The following is an 18953-nucleotide window of genomic DNA, read 5'->3' as shown; positions in this document are numbered from 1 at the left end:
CCCAGGGGGCCGGCGCCCGCGCTCAGCGGCCCGCGCGCTTGGCCAGCCGCAGCCGCACCTTGGCCGCGACGGCGGCCGGGCCGCCGTCGCGCAGCTGGCGCCACGCGGCGGTGGCGTCCAGCCGGAGCCGGGTCCGCAGCGGCAGCGCGGCGAAGTCCACCACCGGGGGCACCGCGGCGGACAGCCGCTCGGCGTCCCGGGCGCGGCGGGGCTCCCGGCAGAAGCGCAGCAGCGGCTCGAGCACCACCGGCCAGGTGTACCGCTCGGCGACCCGGGCCACGTTCGCCGTCGCCCGCTGCCGGGCGCCGTCGTCGGTGAGCAGCCGGGTCAGGGCGCCGGCCATCGCCGCCACGTCCGACGTCGGCACGGTGGCCCCCAGGTCCTCGGCGGCCACCAGGTCCCCGAAGGTGTCCCCGGCGGTCGTGACGATGGGCAGGTCCGCCCACAGGTAGTCCAGGATCCGGGTGCGGAAGCTGAACGCGGTCTCCACGTGCTCGAAGTGGGCGCTGACGCCGACGTCGGCGTCCAGCAGGTAGTCCGCCCGGCGCTCGTAGGGCACCCAGTCCTCGTTGAAGAAGACGTGCGTGCCGGTCAGGCCGAGCTCGTCGGACAGCCGGCGGGTCGCCGTCGCCATCGCCATCTCCGGCACGTCCGGGTTGGGGTGCTTCATGCCCAGGAAGTACAGCCGCACCTGCGGGACCTCCCGGCGGACCAGGTCCACCGCGCGGACCACGGTGAGCGGGTCGAACCAGTTGTAGACCCCCCCGCCCCAGAGCACCACCTTGTCCTCGGCCCCGATGCCGGGGACAACGCCCTTGACCGCCGGCGCGGTGCGGCGCGGCGGCTCCGCGGCGGTGCCGAACGGCACCACGGTGATCAGGCTGCGCAGCGAGGGGTCGGCGTCGTAGGTGTCCGGGTTGACCCGGCCGGACGCGGCGAGGTGGCCGAGCCACAGGTCCCGCTGCTTCTCCGACGCGCACAGGAACAGGTCCCCGCGGGCGACCTGGGCGGCCAGCTCGCGCAGCGCGTTGGCCAGCGCGGCGTGCCGCTCCGGGCCGGGCCGGTACCGCTCGACCTCCAGGGACTCCAGGTGGAACGGGTCGTACAGGTCCACCACGAGGACCTGCTCGGCGGTCTGCAGCCAGGGGAAGGTCTGCAGCACGAAGCCCTGGACGACGACGACGTCGGCGCCCTCGACCTCGGCGCGGAAGCCGCCGACGTCGACCCGGCTGGTGGTGAAGCCGGCGCCGGGCCGGTCGCAGCGGCCGAAGGTGACCAGCCGCACGTGGTGCTCGGCGGCGAGCGCGGCGGAGATCTCCCAGGCCCGGATGGCCGGGCCGGCCATCCGCTCGGCGAGGGTGTCGAGGGTGACGACGAGGACCCGGCTCATCGCGCCGGCCCCGCGCCGACCCGGTTGGGCGCCGCCCACCGGGACCCGGTGTGGATGTACCCGCCCCACCACCGCTGCTCCCCGCTCTCCACGCTGAACCGGGCGCTGTCGCGGACCTGGTCGTAGACGTGCTGGGTGGTGGCGTCGGTCAGCGTGGTGATCACCACGTACCCGCCGGGGGCGAACGCGACCGCCGGGGCGTGGCACTCCACGTACCCGCGCCCGCGCACCGTGCCCAGCCGGGGTCCGTGGTCGAAGGTGTTGGACGCCCACAGGTAGGTGCCGTCGGTGCTCTCGATCCCGACCCCGATGACCGGGTTCTCCACCGGCTCGGTGGCCCGGTAGTGGACCCGGATGGTCAGGTCCTCCCCGGTGCGGACCGGGCTGCCCGGGCCGGCGGCGCCGATGACCTCGACGTCCTCCACGACCATCTCCCCCGAGCCCCAGTGGGACCGGCCCTGCTCGTCCAGCCGGGTGGTGTCCCGGGTGGAGTCCAGGTACCGCTCGAGCACCCCGTTGGCGCTGCCGACCTCCATCAGCCGGCCCTGCTCCAGCCAGGCGGCCTGGTCGGCCATGGTCCGCAGCTGGGGCATGGAGTGCGAGACCAGGACGACGGTGCGGCCCTCCCGGCGGAACTGGGCGAACTTCTCCCCGCACTTCTCCTGGAAGGCGGCGTCGCCGACGGCGAGGACCTCGTCGACCAGCAGGATCTCCGGGTCGACGTTGATCGCCACGGAGAACCCCAGCCGGACGTACATGCCGGAGGAGTAGTTCTTCACCGGCTGGTCGATGAACTGCTCCACCCCGGAGAAGGCGACGATCTCGTCGAACTTCCGGTCGATCTCCGGCTTGGTCATGCCCAGGATGGACCCGTTGAGGTAGACGTTGTCCCGGCCGGAGAGCTCGGGGTGGAAGCCGGACCCGACCTCCAGCAGCGCGGCCATCCGGCCGCGGGTGACGATCCGCCCGGAGGTGGGGTACAGGATCTGCGCCATGCACTTGAGCAGGGTGGACTTGCCGGACCCGTTGTCCCCGACCAGGGCGAAGGTGCCGGCCTCGGGGATGTCGAAGGTGACGTCCCGCAGCGCCCAGAAGTCCTCGTGGACCGAGCGGCGGCCGCGCATGATCGCGCTCTTGAGGGTCTGGTTGCGCTCGTGGAAGATGCGGAACTTCTTCGACACGTCCTGCACGCTGATGGCGGCGCCCGTGCTGCCGGCGGCCCTCCGGCTGGCGGTGGTGCTCACAGTGCCTCGGCCAGTCCCTTCTCGTGCCGCTTGAAGATCAGGTAGCCCACCCAGAACGTCCCCAGCGCCCAGGCCGCGCAGATCGCCATGGTGCTCAGGTCCGGCCAGCGGTTGTCGTAGAGGAGGTTGCGGAACGCGGTGGCGAACTCCCCGACCGGGTTGAGCAGGTACAGGTCCAGCAGCGTCACGTCCCCCACCAGCGGGCCGACCCGTGCGGACTGGTCGGCCACCAGCGAGACCGGGTAGAGGATCGGGGTGAGGTAGAACCAGACCTGGAAGATGATCCCGACGAAGTGCTGGGTGTCCCGGAAGTAGACGTTGGCGACGGCGAGCATCAGGGACACGCCGGTGGCGAACAGCGCCATCAGGGCCATGAAGACGACGACGACCGGCACCCAGGGCAGCACGTTCGCGCCGACCGCCAGCAGGGCGATGAGCAGGACGACCATCTCGATCGACCAGCTGAACAGCCAGGACAGGGAGTTGGCGACCAGCAGCGAGATGCGCGGGAAGTGCACCTTCTTGATGAGGTTCTCGTTGCCGACCAGGGAGCCCATGCCGCCGTTGACGACGTTGGTGAAGAAGCTCCACGGCAGGAGCGCGCACAGCAGCCACAGCGCGAAGATGTCCAGCCCACTGGGGTCCCCCGGCTTGGGCTGGACCCGGATGATGAAGGCGAAGACCACGGTGTAGATGGCCATCGCGGCGAGCGGGTTGGCCAGGGACCACAGCTGCCCGAGCGCGGTGCGCTTGTACTTGCCCTTGATCTCCCGCCGGGTGAGGTTGAGGACGAGCTCGCGCGAGCCCTGCAGGTCCTTCACGATTCCCAACCGCCGAAGCCTCCTCCACTGCGCGCCGGTCGCCGGGCGCATCGCTGCGGGTAGATTACGGCACCGGCCACCGCCGGGGCGGGACCCGTGCTGGGCCCGGCCGGCCGCCCGCGGGCGGTCAGCCGCAGGCGGTGAGCCGGTAGAGGCGGGCAGTGTCCCCCTCGGCGAGGAGCTCGAACCCGGTGGAGGTGTCCACCCCGTGCAGGCCGGGGGCCTGCGCCGCCCAGTCGGCGGGCCCGGAGTCGTCGGCGTAGAAGTACTCGATGCCGGCGTCCACGACGGCGGCGCAGACCCCCGGGTCGTGGTGGAGATCACCGAAGCGCTCGATGAGGAAGCGCTGCTCGGGGTCCCAGCTGGACGGGCTGACGTGCGGGAGGTAGGCGACGGCGCCGGCGACCGCCTGGACGAAGGCGGCCCCGCCGCGGGGGTCCCCGAGCACCACCGCGTCCGCCGGGAGCACGTCGTCCAGGGACCGGAGCATCGCCACCTCCCCGTCGGTGGCGTACGGGTAGTGGATGAGGTCCTCCGGCTGGAAGGCCCAGGCGGTCCAGCCCTGCTCCCGCTCCCCGTTGCGGAACCCGCCGGAGGTCACCAGGGCGGCCAGCAGGATCACGCCGACGACGGCGACGGCGGGCCGGCCGCCGGCCCCCGCGGGCCGGGCGTGCCGGGGGGTGCCGGCCGCCGCCCCCGCCCGCCGGGCCAGGCGCACGGCCGCCTCGGCGACGGCGACCACGCCGAGGGCGCCGAGGACGGCCGCGACGGTAGGCAGCATCGCGAAGGTGCGGTCGGCGGACTTGTACCAGAAGCCGGTCAGGGCGCGCAGCGGCGTCTCCGGCCCGGCGGCCAGGACGAAGACCGCCAGGGTGAGCAGCCACGCCGCGGCCAGCCAGCGGGCGCGGGCCGTGCGGACCGCGACCACCGCTCCGAGGAGGACGGCGACCGCGACGACGGCGTTGGCCCACGGGCTCGTCCACCCCACGGTGGTGGCGAAGGTCAGGCCGTGGACGAGCGCCTCGCCGGCGTCCCCGCCGGGGGCCGGGAAGGCGGCCATGGCGCGCAGCTGGGGCACCGTGTAGACGGCGAGCACCAGGGCCGCGGCGGCGAGCGGCACCACGAGCGCCGCCGCGGCGGCATCCAGCGGCCGCCCGGCCCGGCGGAGACGGGCGGCCGCGGCCCAGGTGACCTGCGCCAGCAGGGGCAGGAGGAGGACGGCCAGGACCGCGGCGCCGGCCGGCTGGGCGCCGACCACGCCGGCGACGGCGGCACCCGCCGCCAGCAGCGGCAGCACCCGGGCAGCCGGCCGGGTCCGCGCGGCCCGCCGCCGCTCCGTGCTTGGCCGTACCCGCGTGCTCGGCCGGAAGCCGGGGGCGGGCTGGAGCCCCGGGGCGGGCTGGTGCCCCGGGACGGTCGGTGGCGCCGCGGCTACCGTGCGCCGGGCGTGCCGGGCGGCGACACAGCCCAGCCCCGCCGCCGCCCCGCCCTGCCGCCGGCCTCCCCGAGCCCGCCGTGGCCGGCGACGCACCTGCGGCCGCCCACGCCGCGCTCGCCGCCCGCACCGGGCCCGCCGCCGTCGACCGCGCCGGGGCCGCCGTCGTCGCCCGCCGGTTGCCGACAACGGGCCGCTGCACGACAGCCGCCACGACCGCCACGGCGGCGGGCGCCAGGGCGAGGGCGAGGCAGTAGGGGAACATGCCCTGCAGGACGAGGAGGTTGGCCGGGAAGATGAGGAAGGAGGCCGCCACGACCGGCGCGGTCGCCGCCACCAGCGGACGTCCCGGGAGGACCGCGCGGCTCAGCGCGACCAGGCCGAGCGGCCAGAGCAGCAGCCCGGTGAGCAGCATGAGCACGTTGGTGGCGACCACCACCGAGCCTGAGCGGGGCCACCAGCGCGACGAGGGAGTGCCACACCGCGGGGTAGAACACCCCGGTCGCCGAGCCGTACATCGGGTCCAGCCCGCCGAAGGAGGAGGCGTCGCCGGTCCGCAGGATGGTCTGGGCGGCGTTGAGGTGGAACACCGGGTCGAAGATCTGCTGGAGGGCGTCCGGGGCGCCCATGCCCCGCAGGAACGCCCAGCCCTGCCAGCCGGCGCCGAAGGCGAGCCCCGCACCGGCGAGGACGGCGTGCCACCGGCTGAGCGGCGGCAGGGCCACGGGATCGGCCCGCCGCAGCCGGCCCAGCGCCGCGGCCCCGGCCACGACCAGGACCAGGAGCACCAGCACCGAGCCGGGCGCCCAGGCGATGCCGAGGACGCTGAGCAGCACCGCCCCGACGGCCAGCATGGCGACCACCACGGCCGGCGCCGCCGCCCAGGCGAGGACCCCCGCACGCCGAGCCTGCCGGAGCACCAAATACCCCGGCCCGTACAGCACCACGACCAGCGCCAGGGCCGTCGGCACCGCCGCCACCCAGGCTCACCGGGCCACCCCCACGGTGCGGCCGCCGGGTCGGCTGCGGTGCCGGGGGCAGCGGGGGAACGGCCGATCATCACCAGAGCCTCGAGGGTTGCGGGGGTGTCCGCCGGGAACCGGGGACCCCGCCGACGCTACCGCGTCCGCCGGGAGGAGCCGGGACGCCGCGGGGGCGTGGCCGGGGCGGCGGTGCACGCGCGCGGCCGGCGGTGCGCGGGCGGCGCCGGGCGGCGGGCGGCCGGAGGCGGGCGCGCACGTCGGTGCACCGGCAGGCGCCGCGCGGCCGGGCGCGGCGGGGACGTGGCCCAGGCGGCCTTGCCGCCGGCCCGCGAGCCGGCAGGCCATACTTGGACCCGCCCTGCCCCGCGGGGCCCTGCCCGGCCCCGGGCAGCACCGCCCAGAAGGAGGAGAGCGACGTGCGCGTGCTCGTCACCGGTGGCGCCGGCTTCATCGGCGCCAACTTCGTCCACCAGACTGTCCAGGAGCGCCCCGACGCCGACGTCGTCGTCCTGGACAGGCTGACCTACGCCGGCAACGCCGACTCCCTCGCCCCGCTCGGGGACCGGGTCACCCTGGTGGTGGGCGACGTCGCCGAGCGGGACGTGGTGGACCCGCTGGTGGCCGAGGCGGACGTCGTCGTCCACTTCGCGGCGGAGTCGCACAACGACAACTCGCTGACCGACCCCCTCCCCTTCGTCACGACGAACCTGGTCGGCACCTTCACCCTGCTGGAGGCGGTGCGCCGGCACGGGACCCGGTACCACCACATCTCCACCGACGAGGTCTACGGCGACCTCGAGCCTGGACGACCCGGCGAGGTTCACCGAGCGCACCCCGTACAACCCGTCCTCGCCGTACTCCTCCACCAAGGCCGGCTCGGACCTGCTGGTCCGCGCCTGGGTGCGGTCGTTCGGCGTCCCGGCGACCATCTCCAACTGCTCCAACAACTACGGGCCCTACCAGCACATCGAGAAGTTCATCCCGCGGCAGATCACCAACCTCATCGACGGCGTGCGGCCCCGGCTCTACGGCACCGGCGCCAACGTGCGGGACTGGATCCACGTGCGCGACCACAACGCCGCGGTGTGGCGGATCATCGACGAGGGCCGGATCGGGCAGACGTACCTCATCGGCGCGGACGGGGAGAAGTCCAACAAGGAGGTCGTCGAGCTCGTCCTGGAGCTCATGGGCCACGACCGGTCGGACTACGAGCAGGTCGCCGACCGGCCCGGGCACGACCTGCGCTACGCCATCGACAGCACCAGGCTCCGGGAGGAGCTGGGCTGGGCCCCGCGGTTCGCCGACTTCCGGGCCGGGCTGGCGGACACGATCGGGTGGTACCGGGAGAACGAGGCGTGGTGGCGGCCGCAGAAGGCGGCCGTGGAGGCGAAGTACGCGGCCCAGGGCCAGTAGGCCCGGGCCCGCCGACCGGCGGTCAACCCCGGACGTCCCGCGGCGCAGGCCGCCGCCGGGTGTCAGCGGGCGGCGCGGGTCCACCGTTCGGTCAGCGGGCGGCGCGGGTCTGCCACCAGCACCGCAGCCGCAGGCCCGCGGACAGCGCGTACCGCAGCGGCGCCTGGTACCCGGCGCGGTAGCGGCGGTGCAGGTAGCGCTCGGCGCTGCGGTGATGGGCGCGGATCATCGGCGCCGGCCGGTCCCGCCAGCTCACGCCCTGGTCGTGCACGACGACGGCGGCCGGGACGTAGACGTTCTCCCACCCGGCCCGGCCCAGCCGGTCGCCGAGGTCCACGTCCTCGAAGAACATGAAGTAGCCCTCGTCGAACCCGGCGACGGCGGCCGCGGCCTCCCGCCGCAGCAGCAGGCACGCCCCGGAGAGCCAGCCCACCGCCCGCTCGTGGCCGTCCGCCTGGCCGGCGTGGTACGCCCGGGTCCACGGGTTCGCCGGCCAGACCCGGCCGAGGAGGGCGTGCCCGGCGCCCTGGACGAGGGAGGGCAGCGGCCGGGCGGAGGGGTAGACCGTGCCGTCGGGGTTGAGGATCCGCGGGCCGAGGGCGCCGGCCCGCGGGTGCCGCTCGCCGGCGGCCAGGAGGGCGTCGAGCGCGCCCGGCCGCCAGGCGATGTCCGGGTTCGCGACCACCACCCACGGCTCGGTGCCGGGGCGCGCGCCGAGGTTCGCGGCGGCGCCGTAGCCGAGGTTCGCGCCCGGGCGGACGACGTCGGCCCCGTACCGGGCGGCGACGTCGTTCACCACCGCGGCGTCGGTGCCGTTGTCCACCACCACCAGCCGCACCGGTGCGGTGGTGGCGTCGCCCAGGGTGCGGGCGAAGGTCTCCAGCTCGGGGCCGGGGTTGAACGCCACGGTGACCACCCGCACGGCCGTCCCGGTCCGTTCGGTCGCAGCGGTCCCGGTCGGTTCCATCCCGGTCAGGCTACTGCCCCGGTCCCCGGGCCCCGGCCCCGCCGGCCCGCTCCACCCGCTCGCCGGCCCGCTCCACCCGCTCGCCGCCCCGCGCGGGCTCAGGCGCCGCCGCCGACGGTCAGCCGCGGGACGCCGGCCCAGCGGGCCGGGTCGGTGACCGCCCGACCGTCGTAGAGCAGCCGGACGCCCGGCAGGTCGGACGGCGCGAGGTCGGCGTACTGCGGGTGGTCGGCCTGGACGATCGCCAGGTCGACCTCCTCGCCGAGGTGGTACGGCTCCCAGCCGAGGCCGGTGAGCTCGGCGTCGGCGTACATCGGGTCGTGCACGGTGACCCGGGCGCCGCGGGCGGCCAGCGTCTCGACGGTGGCGAACACCCCGGAGAAGGCGGTCTCCTTGACCCGGCCGCGGTAGGCGGCGCCGAGGACCACGGCCCGCAGCCCGGTGAGGTCGCCGAGGACCTCCGCGGCCCGCTCCACCGCGTAGCCGGGCATGCCGGCGTTGTGCTGCCGGGCGGCGCGGACCACCGTCGCGTCCGGGTCGGTGGACAGGTACAGCCGCGGGTAGACCGGGATGCAGTGCCCGCCGACGGCGATCCCCGGGCGGTGCAGGTGGGAGTAGGGCTGGGAGTTGCACGCCTCGATGACCCGGTAGATGTCGATGCCGGCCCGGTCCGCGAAGACGGCGAACTGGTTGGCCAGGCCGATGTTGACGTCCCGGTAGGTGGTCTCGGCGAGCTTGGCCATCTCCGCGGCCTCCGCGGTGCCCATGTCCCACACCCCGTTGGCCCGGGGCAGGTCGGGCCGCTCGTCGAAGGCCAGCAGCTGGGAGTAGAGCTCGACGGCGCGGGCGGTGCCGGCGTCGGACAGGCCACCGACGAGCTTGGGGTAGCGGCGCAGGTCGGCGAAGACCCGGCCGGTCAGCACCCGCTCCGGGGAGAAGACCAGGTGGAAGTCGGTGCCCTCGCGCAGCCCGGAGACCTCCTCGATGAGCGGCTTCCAGCGGGTGCGGGTGGTGCCGACCGGCAGGGTGGTCTCGTAGGAGACGAGCGTGCCGGGCGTCAGGTGCTCGGCGAGGGACCGGGTCGCGGACTCCATCCAGGTGAAGTCGGGCTGCCACGTCGCGTCGTCGACGAAGAGCGGCACCACGACGACGACGGCGTCCGCGCCCGGGATCGCCTGGGCGTAGCTGGTGGTCGCCTGGAGCCGGCCGGCCGGGACCAGCCGGGCCAGCTTCTCGGCCAGCTGCGCCTCCCCCGGGAACGGCTCCGTGGCGGCGTTGACGAGGTCCACCGTGCGCGGGTTGGTGTCTACCCCCACCACCTCGGCCCCGGCATCGGCGAACTGGGCGGCGAGGGGAAGACCGATCTTCCCCAGTGCGACAACGGCAACGCGCATGCTACTTCCGTTCAGGCTCGTCGGGACGGCCCGTCACCAGCCACGGGCCGCATCCGAGAATAGTCCGTGCCTGCGGAACCTCCGGACGCGGAACCACGGAGAGCGGAACGGAACCTACCCGGACGCGAAACTGTCGGCCACGTCACATTCCTGCCGGAACAGCGGGGCAGACGAGAGCTCCCCCGGCGTCTGGGACGCCGGGGGAGCTCTCGTCAATCAGATGACGACCGCAGGCGGTCAGTCAGGTGACCTCAGTAGCGGAACAGCTCCGCGATCTGGGTGGAGACTGCCGGGCTGACGGCGCCGGGGCCACCGAAGACGAAGACGTTCTCGCCGCGGTCCACGTTCCCGGTCAGGTAGTTGATCGTGGCCCGCGGGAGACCGCCGTTGTTCGTCAGCAGCAGCGGCCCGTCGACGTTCGCGGCGTAGGCGCCACCGACGATCGCGTCGGCGAAGCCCTCACCGGAGGCGACGACGACGTTCTCCGGGTCCTCGAAGTACGCGTCGGCGGTCATCGCCGCGGTCTCGTAGCGGTTCTTGCCGACGATGTTGAAGTCGACGTCGACAGGGTTGCCCAGGTAGCCCTTCGGGGCAGCGTTCGCGGCGGGACCACCGATCGCGATGACCTCGCGGTGGTTGATCGCGTCGTTACCGGCGTAGCCGCCCGGCTGCAGCGCGGCGAAGGTGTACAGCTCCAGGCCGTTGGCCTGGGTCAGCAGCACCACGCCGGAGTGCTGCGCGGCAGCCGCACCGGCAGCCAGCGCGTCCGGGAAGTTGGTGCCCGAGGCCAGGAAGATGTTCGGGTACTCGTCGTCGGCGATGTTGTAGCTGATCGCCTCCTGCGCGAGCAGGTAAGCGGTCTCGTACCGGTTGACGCCAGACACCCGCTCGGTGGCGATGCCCATCGCCTCGATCTCATTGACGATGCCGGACTTCAGCACACCCTCGCCGGAGGCGAGGATCACATCGTCAACGTCGTTGTCCTGCAGGTAGTCCGCCACCCGGCTGTCGAGGACCTCACCGGGCTTGGTGAGCAGCACCGGGGCGTTGAGCTGGTCGGCCAGCGGGGCCGCGGCGAGGGCGTCGGGGTAGTCCGCGTCGGTCGCGAGGATGACGATGTTGCCGTCCTCACCGCCCCAGACCCCGTTGGTCCGCTCGGCGGCCTCGAGGGCGGTGCCGATGCGGTCGCGGTCGGCGAAGCGCCAGACGTTGGGCCCGTTGGGGGCGACGACCTCGGGCGAGCCGTCGATGTCGATCGGGCCGGAGTCGTCGTCGGCGAGCGCGCTGGGCGCAAGCGAGATGGTTGCCGCGAGGGCGGCGGCGGCGGCGAGCGAGCCGCGGCGGACAATCTTGCCCATGGTGGACCTCCTCAGGTCACGGAATGTCGATGAACGGTACTGGTCCCCCACTACGCGTGCCGTTCAGGTCCGTGCCCCCCGAGCTGGTGCCCGCAGGCCCGACCCCGCTACCTCACGTGGGTGGGTCATTGCTGACTGTAGCGGCGTCCCTGTTCCTGCGCAACAGGTTGACGGAACCGTTACATTCCGAGCCCCAGCGGGCCATTCTTCCTGCCGCCTGGCTACAGACTAACGTCCTGGCGAGATTTCCGAACCGGAAGAATCGGCCCTCCGGCCCGGGCTGTCCAGGGACGCACCCTGGCAAGGTCAGCATCCACCTGGCCGAGGGAGGCGGTGGGCCGGTGGGAAGCCATTGGCGGCCAGGATTCAGCAGCCGTCGGGCTCCACCGACGCGCCGCACGACGAAAACTCCCCCAGCGTCCAAGACGCTGGGGGAGCTTCCGTCGACAGGGTGATGACCGCGGGCGGTCAGTCAGCCTCAGTAGTCGAAGATGTTACCGATCTGGGTGGAGACCGTACGGCTCACGGAGCCCGGGCCACCGAAGACGAAGACGTTCTCGCCGTTGTCCACGTTCGCGGACAGGTAGTTGATGGTCGCCCGCGGGAGACCGGCGTTGTTCGTCAGCAGCAGCGGCCCGTCGACGTTCGCGGCGTAGGCGCCACCGACGATCGCATCGGCGAAGCCCTCACCGGAGGTGACGACGAAGTTCTCCGGGTCCTCGAAGTACTCGCTCGCGGTCATCGCCGCGGTCTCGTACCGGTTGGCACCGACGATCTCGGTGTCAACGTCGACCGGGTTGCCCAGGTAGCCGTTCGGGGCGGCGTCGGCGGCGGGACCACCGATCGCGATGACCTCGCGGTGGTTGATCGCGTCGACACCGGCCCAACCGCCGGCCTGCAGCGCGGCGAAGGTGTAGAGCTCCAGGCCGTTGGCCTGGGTCAGCAGCACCACGCCGGAGTGCTCCGCGGCAGCCGCACCGGCGGCCAGCGCGTCCGGGAAGTTGGTGCCCGAGGCGAGGAAGATGTTCGGGTACTCGCCCTCGGCGATGCCGTAGGACACGGCCTCCTGCGCGAGCAGGTAGGCGGTCTGGTACCGGTTGGCGCCGGACACCCGCTCGGTGGTGAGGCCGAGCTCGTCCTCGATCTGGTTGACGATGCCGGACTTCAGCACACCCTCGCCGGAGACGAGGATGACGTTGCTGACGCCGTTGGCGTCGTCGGCCAGGTAGGCCGCCACCCGACGGTCGAGCTCCTCACCGGGCTTGGTGAGCAGCACCGGGGCGTCGAGCTGGTCGGCCAGCGGGGCCGCGGCGAGCGCGTCGGGGTAGTCAGCGTCGGTCGCCAGGATGACGGTGTCACCCCAGAGGTTGTCGGTCCGCTCGGCGGCCTCGAGGGCGGTGCCGATGCGGTCGCGGTCAGCGAAGCGCCAGACGTTGGGGCCGTTGTCGGCGGCGACCTCGGGGGAGCCGTCGATGTCGATCGGGCCGGAGTCGTCGTCGGCGAGCGCGCTGGGCGCAAGCGTCATGGTTGCCGCAAGGGCGGCGGCTGCGGCGAGGGAGCCGCGGCGGACAAGCTTACCCATGTGGGTTGACCTCCTCAGGTCACGGAGTGTTCGTGTTCGTGCTGGTCCCCACAGCCCGTGCCATTCAGGTCCGCGCTCCCCGAGCTGTTTGCTCGCGGGCCCGACACCGTTACCTCACGTGGGTGGGTCGGCGTGACTGTAGCGGTGTTCGCGCTCCCCGCGCAACCGCTCGAGCAGTCGCAGTCTCGGCACCGGCGAGACGGGGCCGAAAATTGAGCCGAGACCGCCCGATCGGGCCGAGGGCGTCAAGCGCCCGTCCTCGCTTCCACCCAGCTGCGATTCCCAACGAGGACCGTCCACAGCATCGACGACGGGTGTCGACAAAGGACGGTCGTCGCCAAAGTTCGGGCAGCAGGAAAGCGCCCTCGGCGGCGGGAGACCGCCGGCGAGGATCCGGAGGAAGGTGAAGGCGTTCCGCTGGCCGCCGCAACGACGCGGCGACAATGAGAGGGGGGCCGGACGGCCCGCCCCGGTGTGCGGAGCGGGCCGTCGGCTCGGTGCGTAGTTCGTTGCCGCCCCGCCAGCGCCCGAGGGGACCTGTTCGAGCGACGCATGCCGGCTGGACCCCCGCACCAGTCCGCATACTAGCCGTACTTCGGGCCCTCCTGGCAAGGTCCTTCCCGCGTTCTGGCAAAGCTGCTCGTCTGCGCTGACCAGTGAGTGAGCAGGTGATCGAAGACGGGAGCAGCTGACCGTGTTGAGTGGTCAGCACCTGGTGCGGGTGGCAGCGTCCGGGACGACGCCCGTTCCGCCGACCACGACCTTCACCCGGGCCTTCAGCGCGGTGAGCGCCGCCGACGTCGGGGCGTCCAGGCAGGTGGTGCGGGCGAGCAGGAGCGGTGCCTTGGCGTCACCGGCGGCGGGGACCGCGCTGACGGCGTCGGCGAAGTCCCCGCCGGCGGCGAAGTACGCCGTGCCCGCCCCCTTCGGCCAGAACCGGGCGGTGACGGCGGCGGCGGTGGCGTACCGGTCCCGGCCGGCGACCCGCTCGATGGTGGCGCCCGGTGCGGCCGCCGCCACCTGCTGGAGCGTGCCCTCGGCGATCGCGCCGGGGCCGCCGACGAGGACGACCCGGCCGGGCCGCAGCCGGGCGATCTCGCTGCGGGTGGCGGCGGGGAGCCCGTCCCGGGCGGTGAGCAGGATCGGCGCGCCCTGCACGGCTGCGGCGGCCCCGCCGGTGAGGGCGTCGGCGTAGGTGTCCCCGGAGGTGAGCACGACGGTCCCGGCCGTGCCGGCCCACCCGTTCCGGGCGACCTGGGCGGCGGTGGCGTACCGGTCCGCCCCGGCGAGCCGGGTCACCGTCCCGGCGTACTGGCGCAGCTGGGCGACGGTGGCGTCGGTGATCACCCCGGGTCCGCCGAGGACGTAGATGGTCGTCGGCCGGAGCCGGCGCAGCTCGGTCCGCACGTCGGTGGCGATGGCGTTGCCGTGGAGGAGGAGGACGGGGGCGTCCTTGCGGGTGGCGGCCGGGCCGCCGGCCAGGGCGTCGGGGAAGTCGCGGCCGGTGGCCACGTAGACCACCGAGGAGCGGCTGTTCGCCCAGCGGGAGGCGGCGACGGCGGTGGCGTAGCGGTCCCGGCCGCCCAGCCGGACGGTGTCGTTGGGCGGGTAGGAGGGCATGGTCGGCTGGAGCGCCGCGATGCGGCTGCGGAGCTCGCCGAGCCGGGAGTAGAAGAACCGGCCGGGGCAGGCGGTGCTGCCGACGTCACGGTGCCCGACCACCCGCGGCATGGGTTTTCCGTTGAGCCCGACGGCGGTGCCGGCGGTGCTGATGCCGTGCCGGGCGAACTTCCACGCCACCACCTGGGCGACGGTCTCGAAGGCGGCGGCGGGCACGGCGACCTTGTCGTAGTCGCCGAGGACGGAGATCCCGAAGGTGGTGGCGTTCACGCCGCTCGCGTGCGCGCCGATGATGGCGTTGTCCAGGCCGCCGTAGCGGCCCTCCCAGGCGCGGCCGAACCGGTCGACGAGGACGTTGTACCCGATGTCGCCCCAGCCGCGGCCCTGGGCGTGGAAGGCGTAGATGCCGCGGATGATGGCCGGGACCTGGGCGGCGGAGTACCCGTTGGCGCCGGCGCTGTGGTGGATGACGGCGCCGGTGACCCGGCCCAGCTCGGGCCGCCAGGACCGGATGGACTCGTCGGCGCCCCAGTCGGCCCGGGTGAAGATGCGCGGGACGCCGGCCGCGGCGGTGGCGGCCCGGACCGTGCCGGCCGCCCCGGCCGCCGTGCCGGTCCCGCCGCCGGAGCCGCCGCTGAGCAGCGGGGCGGCGCCGTCGGCGACGGCCTGGCCCGGGTCGACGGCCATCAGCTCGGGCTCGGTGGGCAGCTGTCCGGGCGGGGCGGTGACCCGTGCCTCGACCTCCTCGGCGCCGGTCACCACCAGGGGCTCGGTGCCGCCGCGCTCCCCGGCGGCCTCCGGCTCTGCCGACGCCGGGAGGATCTCCAGGTCGGTCCAGCCGGACCAGGTCTCGCCGGTGCGCCAGCGCACGGCTGCGGTCAGGTCCGCCAGGTCGGTGGCCTCCGCCCAGGTGACGCCGACGACGAGCAACTCACCGCCCGTCGTCCGGACCGTCACCTCCTCGCGGGGAGCACCCGTCGGGCCGGCCGACGCGGGCGTGGCCGCGTCCGTGGCGGCGTCCGGCGGCATCTCCGCCACGGTAATCTCCGGCTCGACCGGGGCCGCCTGCGGCACCGTCGCGACCTCCCCCGCGGGGATGTCGGCCGCGGGGGCGTCGGCCGGCGCTCCGGGTACCGGCGCGCCGGTTTCCGCAGATCCGCCAGCGGCGTCGTCGTCGCCGACCGAGAGGTCCGCGGCCGCGGGGGTGGCGATCAGCGGCAGCGCGAGCGCGAGGGCCAGGGCTGGGGGACGGAGGTGCAGGCGCATCCGGGGACCTCGCAGGGCGGGAGGGGGTAGACGGCCGTCAGCCTGGCACAGGCGCGAGCACCCGCCAACCACCGCGGCAGGCCGGAGTGTCGCCGATCACCGTCGGTCGGCCCGAGCGATGCGCGCGCTCACCTGGTCAGCGCCGAGGCGGCCATCAGCCGCAGCGGCGCCTCGGCGGCCAGGGACATGCGGAGGTCGCGCGGCACGAGGGTGCGCGGCCGGCCGTGCCGACGGCGGGCCTGTGCGGCGTGGATCATCGCCGCGGCGGGGACGCCCAGGTCCTGGACGGTGTCGAGGAGGTCCCGGTCGGCGAGGGAGAGGACCTCGGCGAAACCCGGCGCGGCGACGAGCAGCCGCTCGGCGGCGTCGGCGAGCGCGGTCCGCTCCGCGGCGGTCCAGAAGGCCGGGTCCGGGCGGTTGTGCACCGCCCCGAAGAGGTGGATCCGGGTGAGCTTGGTGCACACCGCGCGCCGGGCGCCGGCCGGGTAGGCCCGGAACCAGTCCTGGTCCAGCAGGTGGCGGACGAACGCGAACTCCTCGCGGATCGGCCTCGGCGTGTAGGTGACCCGGTCCTCGGCCCCGGTGCCGATGACGTAGGCGGGGCCCCGGCGGTCGACCGCGACCCGGGTCCCGAACCACAGCCGGGTGACGTAGGGGACGTCGCCGCCGACGGTCATGCCCTCCACGAGGGCGGCGCCCAGCCGGTCGCGGGCGGCCCGGGAGACGAGCCCGAGCGGGGCGCTGCGGTAGCTGAGCCGGTCCTTGACCGGGTCGGCGAGGCCGCGCAGCCAGGGACGGGTGGGCGGGGTGCGGACCGGCCGGCCCGGCCGGCCGAGCGCCAGGCGGGTGATGACGGTCTCGGCACCGGTGCGGTCGGCGAGGTCGAGCCAGGATGCGACGGCGCCGGGCTGCAGCCAGTCGTCCGAGCCCATGATGGCGAGGTACTCGCCGTCGGCGGCGGCCATGCCGGCGTTGAAGGGGCCGGAGGCGGACGGGCGGGGGTCCCGGTGCTCGAGGTAGCGGACCCGGTCCCGGTGCCGGGGGGAGATCACGGCGGCGATCTCGGCCGCCGGCACGTTGTGGCAGACCACGGTGGTCCGGGTGTGCGCGGCGTTGCCGTCGAGGACGGACGCCACGGCGCGGCCGACCGGCCGGCGGGGGGTGTGCACGGCGATCACCACCTCGACCGGCGCGCCCGGCGGGCTCCCCGGCGCGCCCGGGCTCACCGGCGCGTCCCGGCTCGCCGGCGGACCGCCCGGGCCTGGGCGTAGGCGTCGGCGTACCCGGCGGCGACGGCGGCGACGGAGAACCGCTGCCCGACGGTGGCGCTGATCGCCGCGGCGCTCGTGGCGGCGGTGGCCCGGTCCACCCGCTGCACGGCGTCGGCGTAGGCCGCGGCGTCCTGGACGGGGACGAGCGCGCCCACCTCGGGGCGGATGTACTCGCCCTGGCCGCCGGTGGCGCCGACGACGACGGGCCGGCCGGCGACCAGCGCCTCGGCGGCGGAGACGAAGAAGTTGTCCCCCCGGGTCGGGCCGAGGAAGAGGTCGGCCCGGGCCAGCTCGGCCAGCACCCCGGCCGCGGGCAGGGCGCCGGTCAGCCGGACCCGGTCCGCCAGGCCGAGCTCGGCCGCCCGCCGGGTGACGGCGCCGCGCAGCTCCCCCTCCCCCACCAGCACCAGCTCGGCCGGGACGCCGCGGCGCTGGAGCTCGGCGACGGTCTCCACCGCGAGCAGCGGGTCCTTGCGGTCCACCAGGGCGCCGACGTCGACCAGGCGGAGCCGGGGGCCGCGGGGCGGCCGCGGCGGGACGGGGTCGGGCACCGGGACGATGCACGGCACGACGACCGTCGGGCGGCGGCCGCGGACCGCCCGCAACGGGGCGGCGAGGAACTCGCACACCGCGGTGGCGACGTCGGGCGCGGCGAGCAGGTGGCGCAGGACCGGCAGGACCGCCCGCCAGCTGGCCGGCAGGGTCCCCGGCGAGGTCAGCCCGGACCAGTGCTCGGTGTGCACCCAGGGAGCGCGGGGGCGGCGCAGGACGAGCGGCAGCAGGGCGGAGAAGGCCATCGAGTGCACCACGTCGGCGCCGGCGAGCAGCGGGCCCAGGGTGCGAGCGGCGGCGAGGACCTGGCCCGGGCGGGTGGTGCTCATCGGGACCCGGACCACCCGCAGGCCCTCGTGCACCACTCGGCGGGCGCCGTCGTCCTGGTGCGGCGGGACGAGGTGGACGACGGCGACGTCGTGGCCGAGGGAGGCGACGGCGTGGGCGTCCCGGGCGACGAACGCGCCGCTGGCCGGGGCGACGGCGGTGGGGAACCACGTCGTCACGACCACGATGCGCACGCAGGGGAAACTATCAGCGCCGGTACGCTCCTCCGCGTGAAGGTGCTCTCCGTCGTCGGCGCCCGGCCCCAGTTCGTCAAGCTCGCGCCGGTCGCGCACGAGACCCGGCGGCGCGGGGTCGACCACCGCATCGTGCACACCGGCCAGCACTACGACCCGGTCCTCTCCGACGTCTTCTTCGCGGACCTGGATATCCCCGCCCCGGCCGTCCACCTCGGCGTGGGTTCCGGGAGCCACGGGCGGCAGACCGGGCAGATGCTGGCCGCGCTGGACGAGGTGCTGGCGGCCGACGCCCCGGACTGGGTGCTGGTCTACGGAGACACGAATTCCACCCTGGCGGCGGCGGTGGCCGCGGTGAAGCTGCACGTCCCGGTGGCGCACCTGGAGGCGGGGCTGCGCTCGTTCAACCGGCGGATGCCCGAGGAGCACAACCGGGTGCTGACCGACCACGCCGCGGACCTCCTGCTCGCCCCGACGCCGACGGCGATGGACCACCTGGCCCGCGAGGGCCTCGCCGGGCGGGCCCGGCTGGTCGGGGACGTCATGACCGACGTGCTCTACCAGGTCCGCGACCGCGCGGGCGGCGTGCCCGCGCTGCTGGACGGCCAGCCCCTGCCGGCCGGCGGATACTACCTGGCGACGATCCACCGCGCGGAGAGCACCGACGACCCGCCCCGGCTGCGGGCCATCGTGGACTCCCTCGCCGCCCTGGACCTGCCGGTGGTGCTGCTGGCCCACCCCCGGCTGCGGGCCCGGGCCCGCGACGCCGGCGTGGACCTGTCCCGCGGGGCCCTGCGCCCCCGCGACCCGCTGCCCTACCCCGACCTCGTCGCGGCCGCGAGGCACGCCCGCGGGATCGTCACCGACTCTGGCGGCCTGCAGAAGGAGGCGTTCCTGCTGCGCACCCCGTGCACCACGGTGCGGACCGAGACGGAGTGGGCGGAGACGGTGGCGCTCGGCTGGAACGTCCTCGCCGAGCCCGGCCCGGACCTGGTGGCGGCCGCCACACGCCCGCGCCCGGCGCCGACCGACGCAGCCCCGTACGGGGACGGCCACGCCGCCGCCCGGGTCCTCGACGCCCTGGCCGCCTGAGCTTGGACGACGGCGGCGGCCGCCGTCGGTGCCCCTGCCCGCGG

The 18953-nt window shown here is 74.8% G+C and carries 12 protein-coding genes and 3 pseudogenes; 2 read left to right on the top strand and 13 right to left on the bottom strand.

All coding sequences use genetic code 11. The features are described from left to right. Nucleotides 1-22 precede the first annotated feature (22 nt). From MF406_RS05795 to MF406_RS19040, 6 genes and pseudogenes are all read right to left on the bottom strand, one after another. A complete protein-coding gene (locus tag MF406_RS05795) occupies nucleotides 23-1390 on the bottom strand; it encodes a glycosyltransferase family 4 protein (protein WP_242897014.1) in 1368 nt (455 codons plus the stop codon). After that, on the bottom strand, nucleotides 1387-2634 hold the full coding sequence (locus tag MF406_RS05790) for an ABC transporter ATP-binding protein (protein ID WP_242897013.1): 1248 nt from the start codon (nucleotides 2632-2634) through the stop codon (nucleotides 1387-1389). Before MF406_RS05790 ends, MF406_RS05795 begins: the two co-directional genes overlap by 4 nt. Beyond that, on the bottom strand, nucleotides 2631-3455 hold the full coding sequence (locus tag MF406_RS05785) for an ABC transporter permease (RefSeq protein ID WP_242897012.1): 825 nt from the start codon (nucleotides 3453-3455) through the stop codon (nucleotides 2631-2633). Before MF406_RS05785 ends, MF406_RS05790 begins: the two co-directional genes overlap by 4 nt. 127 nt (nucleotides 3456-3582) lie before the next feature. Continuing rightward, nucleotides 3583-4986 carry a DUF6541 family protein gene (locus MF406_RS05780; protein ID WP_371744611.1) on the bottom strand — a complete coding sequence of 468 codons (1404 nt, stop codon included), beginning with the start codon at nucleotides 4984-4986 and terminating at the stop codon, nucleotides 3583-3585. Nucleotides 4987-5143: 157 nt separating this feature from the next. After that, a pseudogene (locus MF406_RS19045) lies at nucleotides 5144-5305 on the bottom strand (DUF6541 family protein); the annotation flags it as partial. Between the two features lie 43 nt (nucleotides 5306-5348). Next, nucleotides 5349-5834 (bottom strand): annotated as a pseudogene (locus tag MF406_RS19040) (DUF6541 family protein); the annotation flags it as partial. 455 nt (nucleotides 5835-6289) lie between these two features. Between MF406_RS19040 and rfbB the strand changes: the two are divergent. Further along, nucleotides 6290-7286, top strand: a pseudogene (rfbB, locus tag MF406_RS05770) (dTDP-glucose 4,6-dehydratase). A 91-nt stretch (nucleotides 7287-7377) separates the two neighbouring features. On the opposite strand, the gene MF406_RS05765 reads toward rfbB, so the two are convergent. The 7 genes from MF406_RS05765 to MF406_RS05735 form a co-directional block, all read right to left on the bottom strand. Next, the gene (locus tag MF406_RS05765) at nucleotides 7378-8253 is read right to left on the bottom strand and encodes a glycosyltransferase family 2 protein (protein WP_242897009.1); all 876 of its coding nucleotides are present in this window, start codon (nucleotides 8251-8253) and stop codon (nucleotides 7378-7380) included. Nucleotides 8254-8351: 98 nt separating this feature from the next. Next, entirely contained in the window at nucleotides 8352-9647 is a 1296-nt protein-coding gene (locus tag MF406_RS05760) for a nucleotide sugar dehydrogenase (protein WP_242897008.1), read from the bottom strand. A gap of 251 nt (nucleotides 9648-9898) precedes the next feature. Next, the gene (locus tag MF406_RS05755; protein WP_242897007.1) at nucleotides 9899-11005 is read right to left on the bottom strand and encodes a cell wall-binding repeat-containing protein; all 1107 of its coding nucleotides are present in this window, start codon (nucleotides 11003-11005) and stop codon (nucleotides 9899-9901) included. Between the two features lie 478 nt (nucleotides 11006-11483). Further along, on the bottom strand, nucleotides 11484-12587 hold the full coding sequence (locus MF406_RS05750; protein ID WP_242897006.1) for a cell wall-binding repeat-containing protein: 1104 nt from the start codon (nucleotides 12585-12587) through the stop codon (nucleotides 11484-11486). Nucleotides 12588-13292: 705 nt separating this feature from the next. Next, nucleotides 13293-15473 (bottom strand): cell wall-binding repeat-containing protein, encoded by a 2181-nt coding sequence (locus tag MF406_RS05745; RefSeq protein ID WP_242897005.1) that lies wholly within the window; start codon nucleotides 15471-15473, stop codon nucleotides 13293-13295. Between the two features lie 128 nt (nucleotides 15474-15601). Then, nucleotides 15602-16699 carry a glycosyltransferase family 2 protein gene (locus MF406_RS05740; protein WP_242897004.1) on the bottom strand — a complete coding sequence of 366 codons (1098 nt, stop codon included), beginning with the start codon at nucleotides 16697-16699 and terminating at the stop codon, nucleotides 15602-15604. After that, the gene (locus MF406_RS05735; protein ID WP_242897003.1) at nucleotides 16696-17817 is read right to left on the bottom strand and encodes a glycosyltransferase; all 1122 of its coding nucleotides are present in this window, start codon (nucleotides 17815-17817) and stop codon (nucleotides 16696-16698) included. The genes MF406_RS05740 and MF406_RS05735 overlap by 4 nt, the downstream gene beginning before the upstream one ends. A gap of 36 nt (nucleotides 17818-17853) precedes the next feature. Between MF406_RS05735 and wecB the strand changes: the two genes are divergently transcribed. Further along, nucleotides 17854-18909 carry a non-hydrolyzing UDP-N-acetylglucosamine 2-epimerase gene (wecB, locus tag MF406_RS05730; RefSeq protein WP_242897002.1) on the top strand — a complete coding sequence of 352 codons (1056 nt, stop codon included), beginning with the start codon at nucleotides 17854-17856 and terminating at the stop codon, nucleotides 18907-18909. Nucleotides 18910-18953 lie beyond the last annotated feature (44 nt).

The sequence above is a fragment of the Georgenia sp. TF02-10 genome, assembly GCF_022759505.1.
Taxonomy (GTDB): domain Bacteria; phylum Actinomycetota; class Actinomycetes; order Actinomycetales; family Actinomycetaceae; genus TF02-10.
Note: the sequence above shows the minus strand (reverse complement) of the source record. Positions and strands in the feature narration are given on the sequence as shown.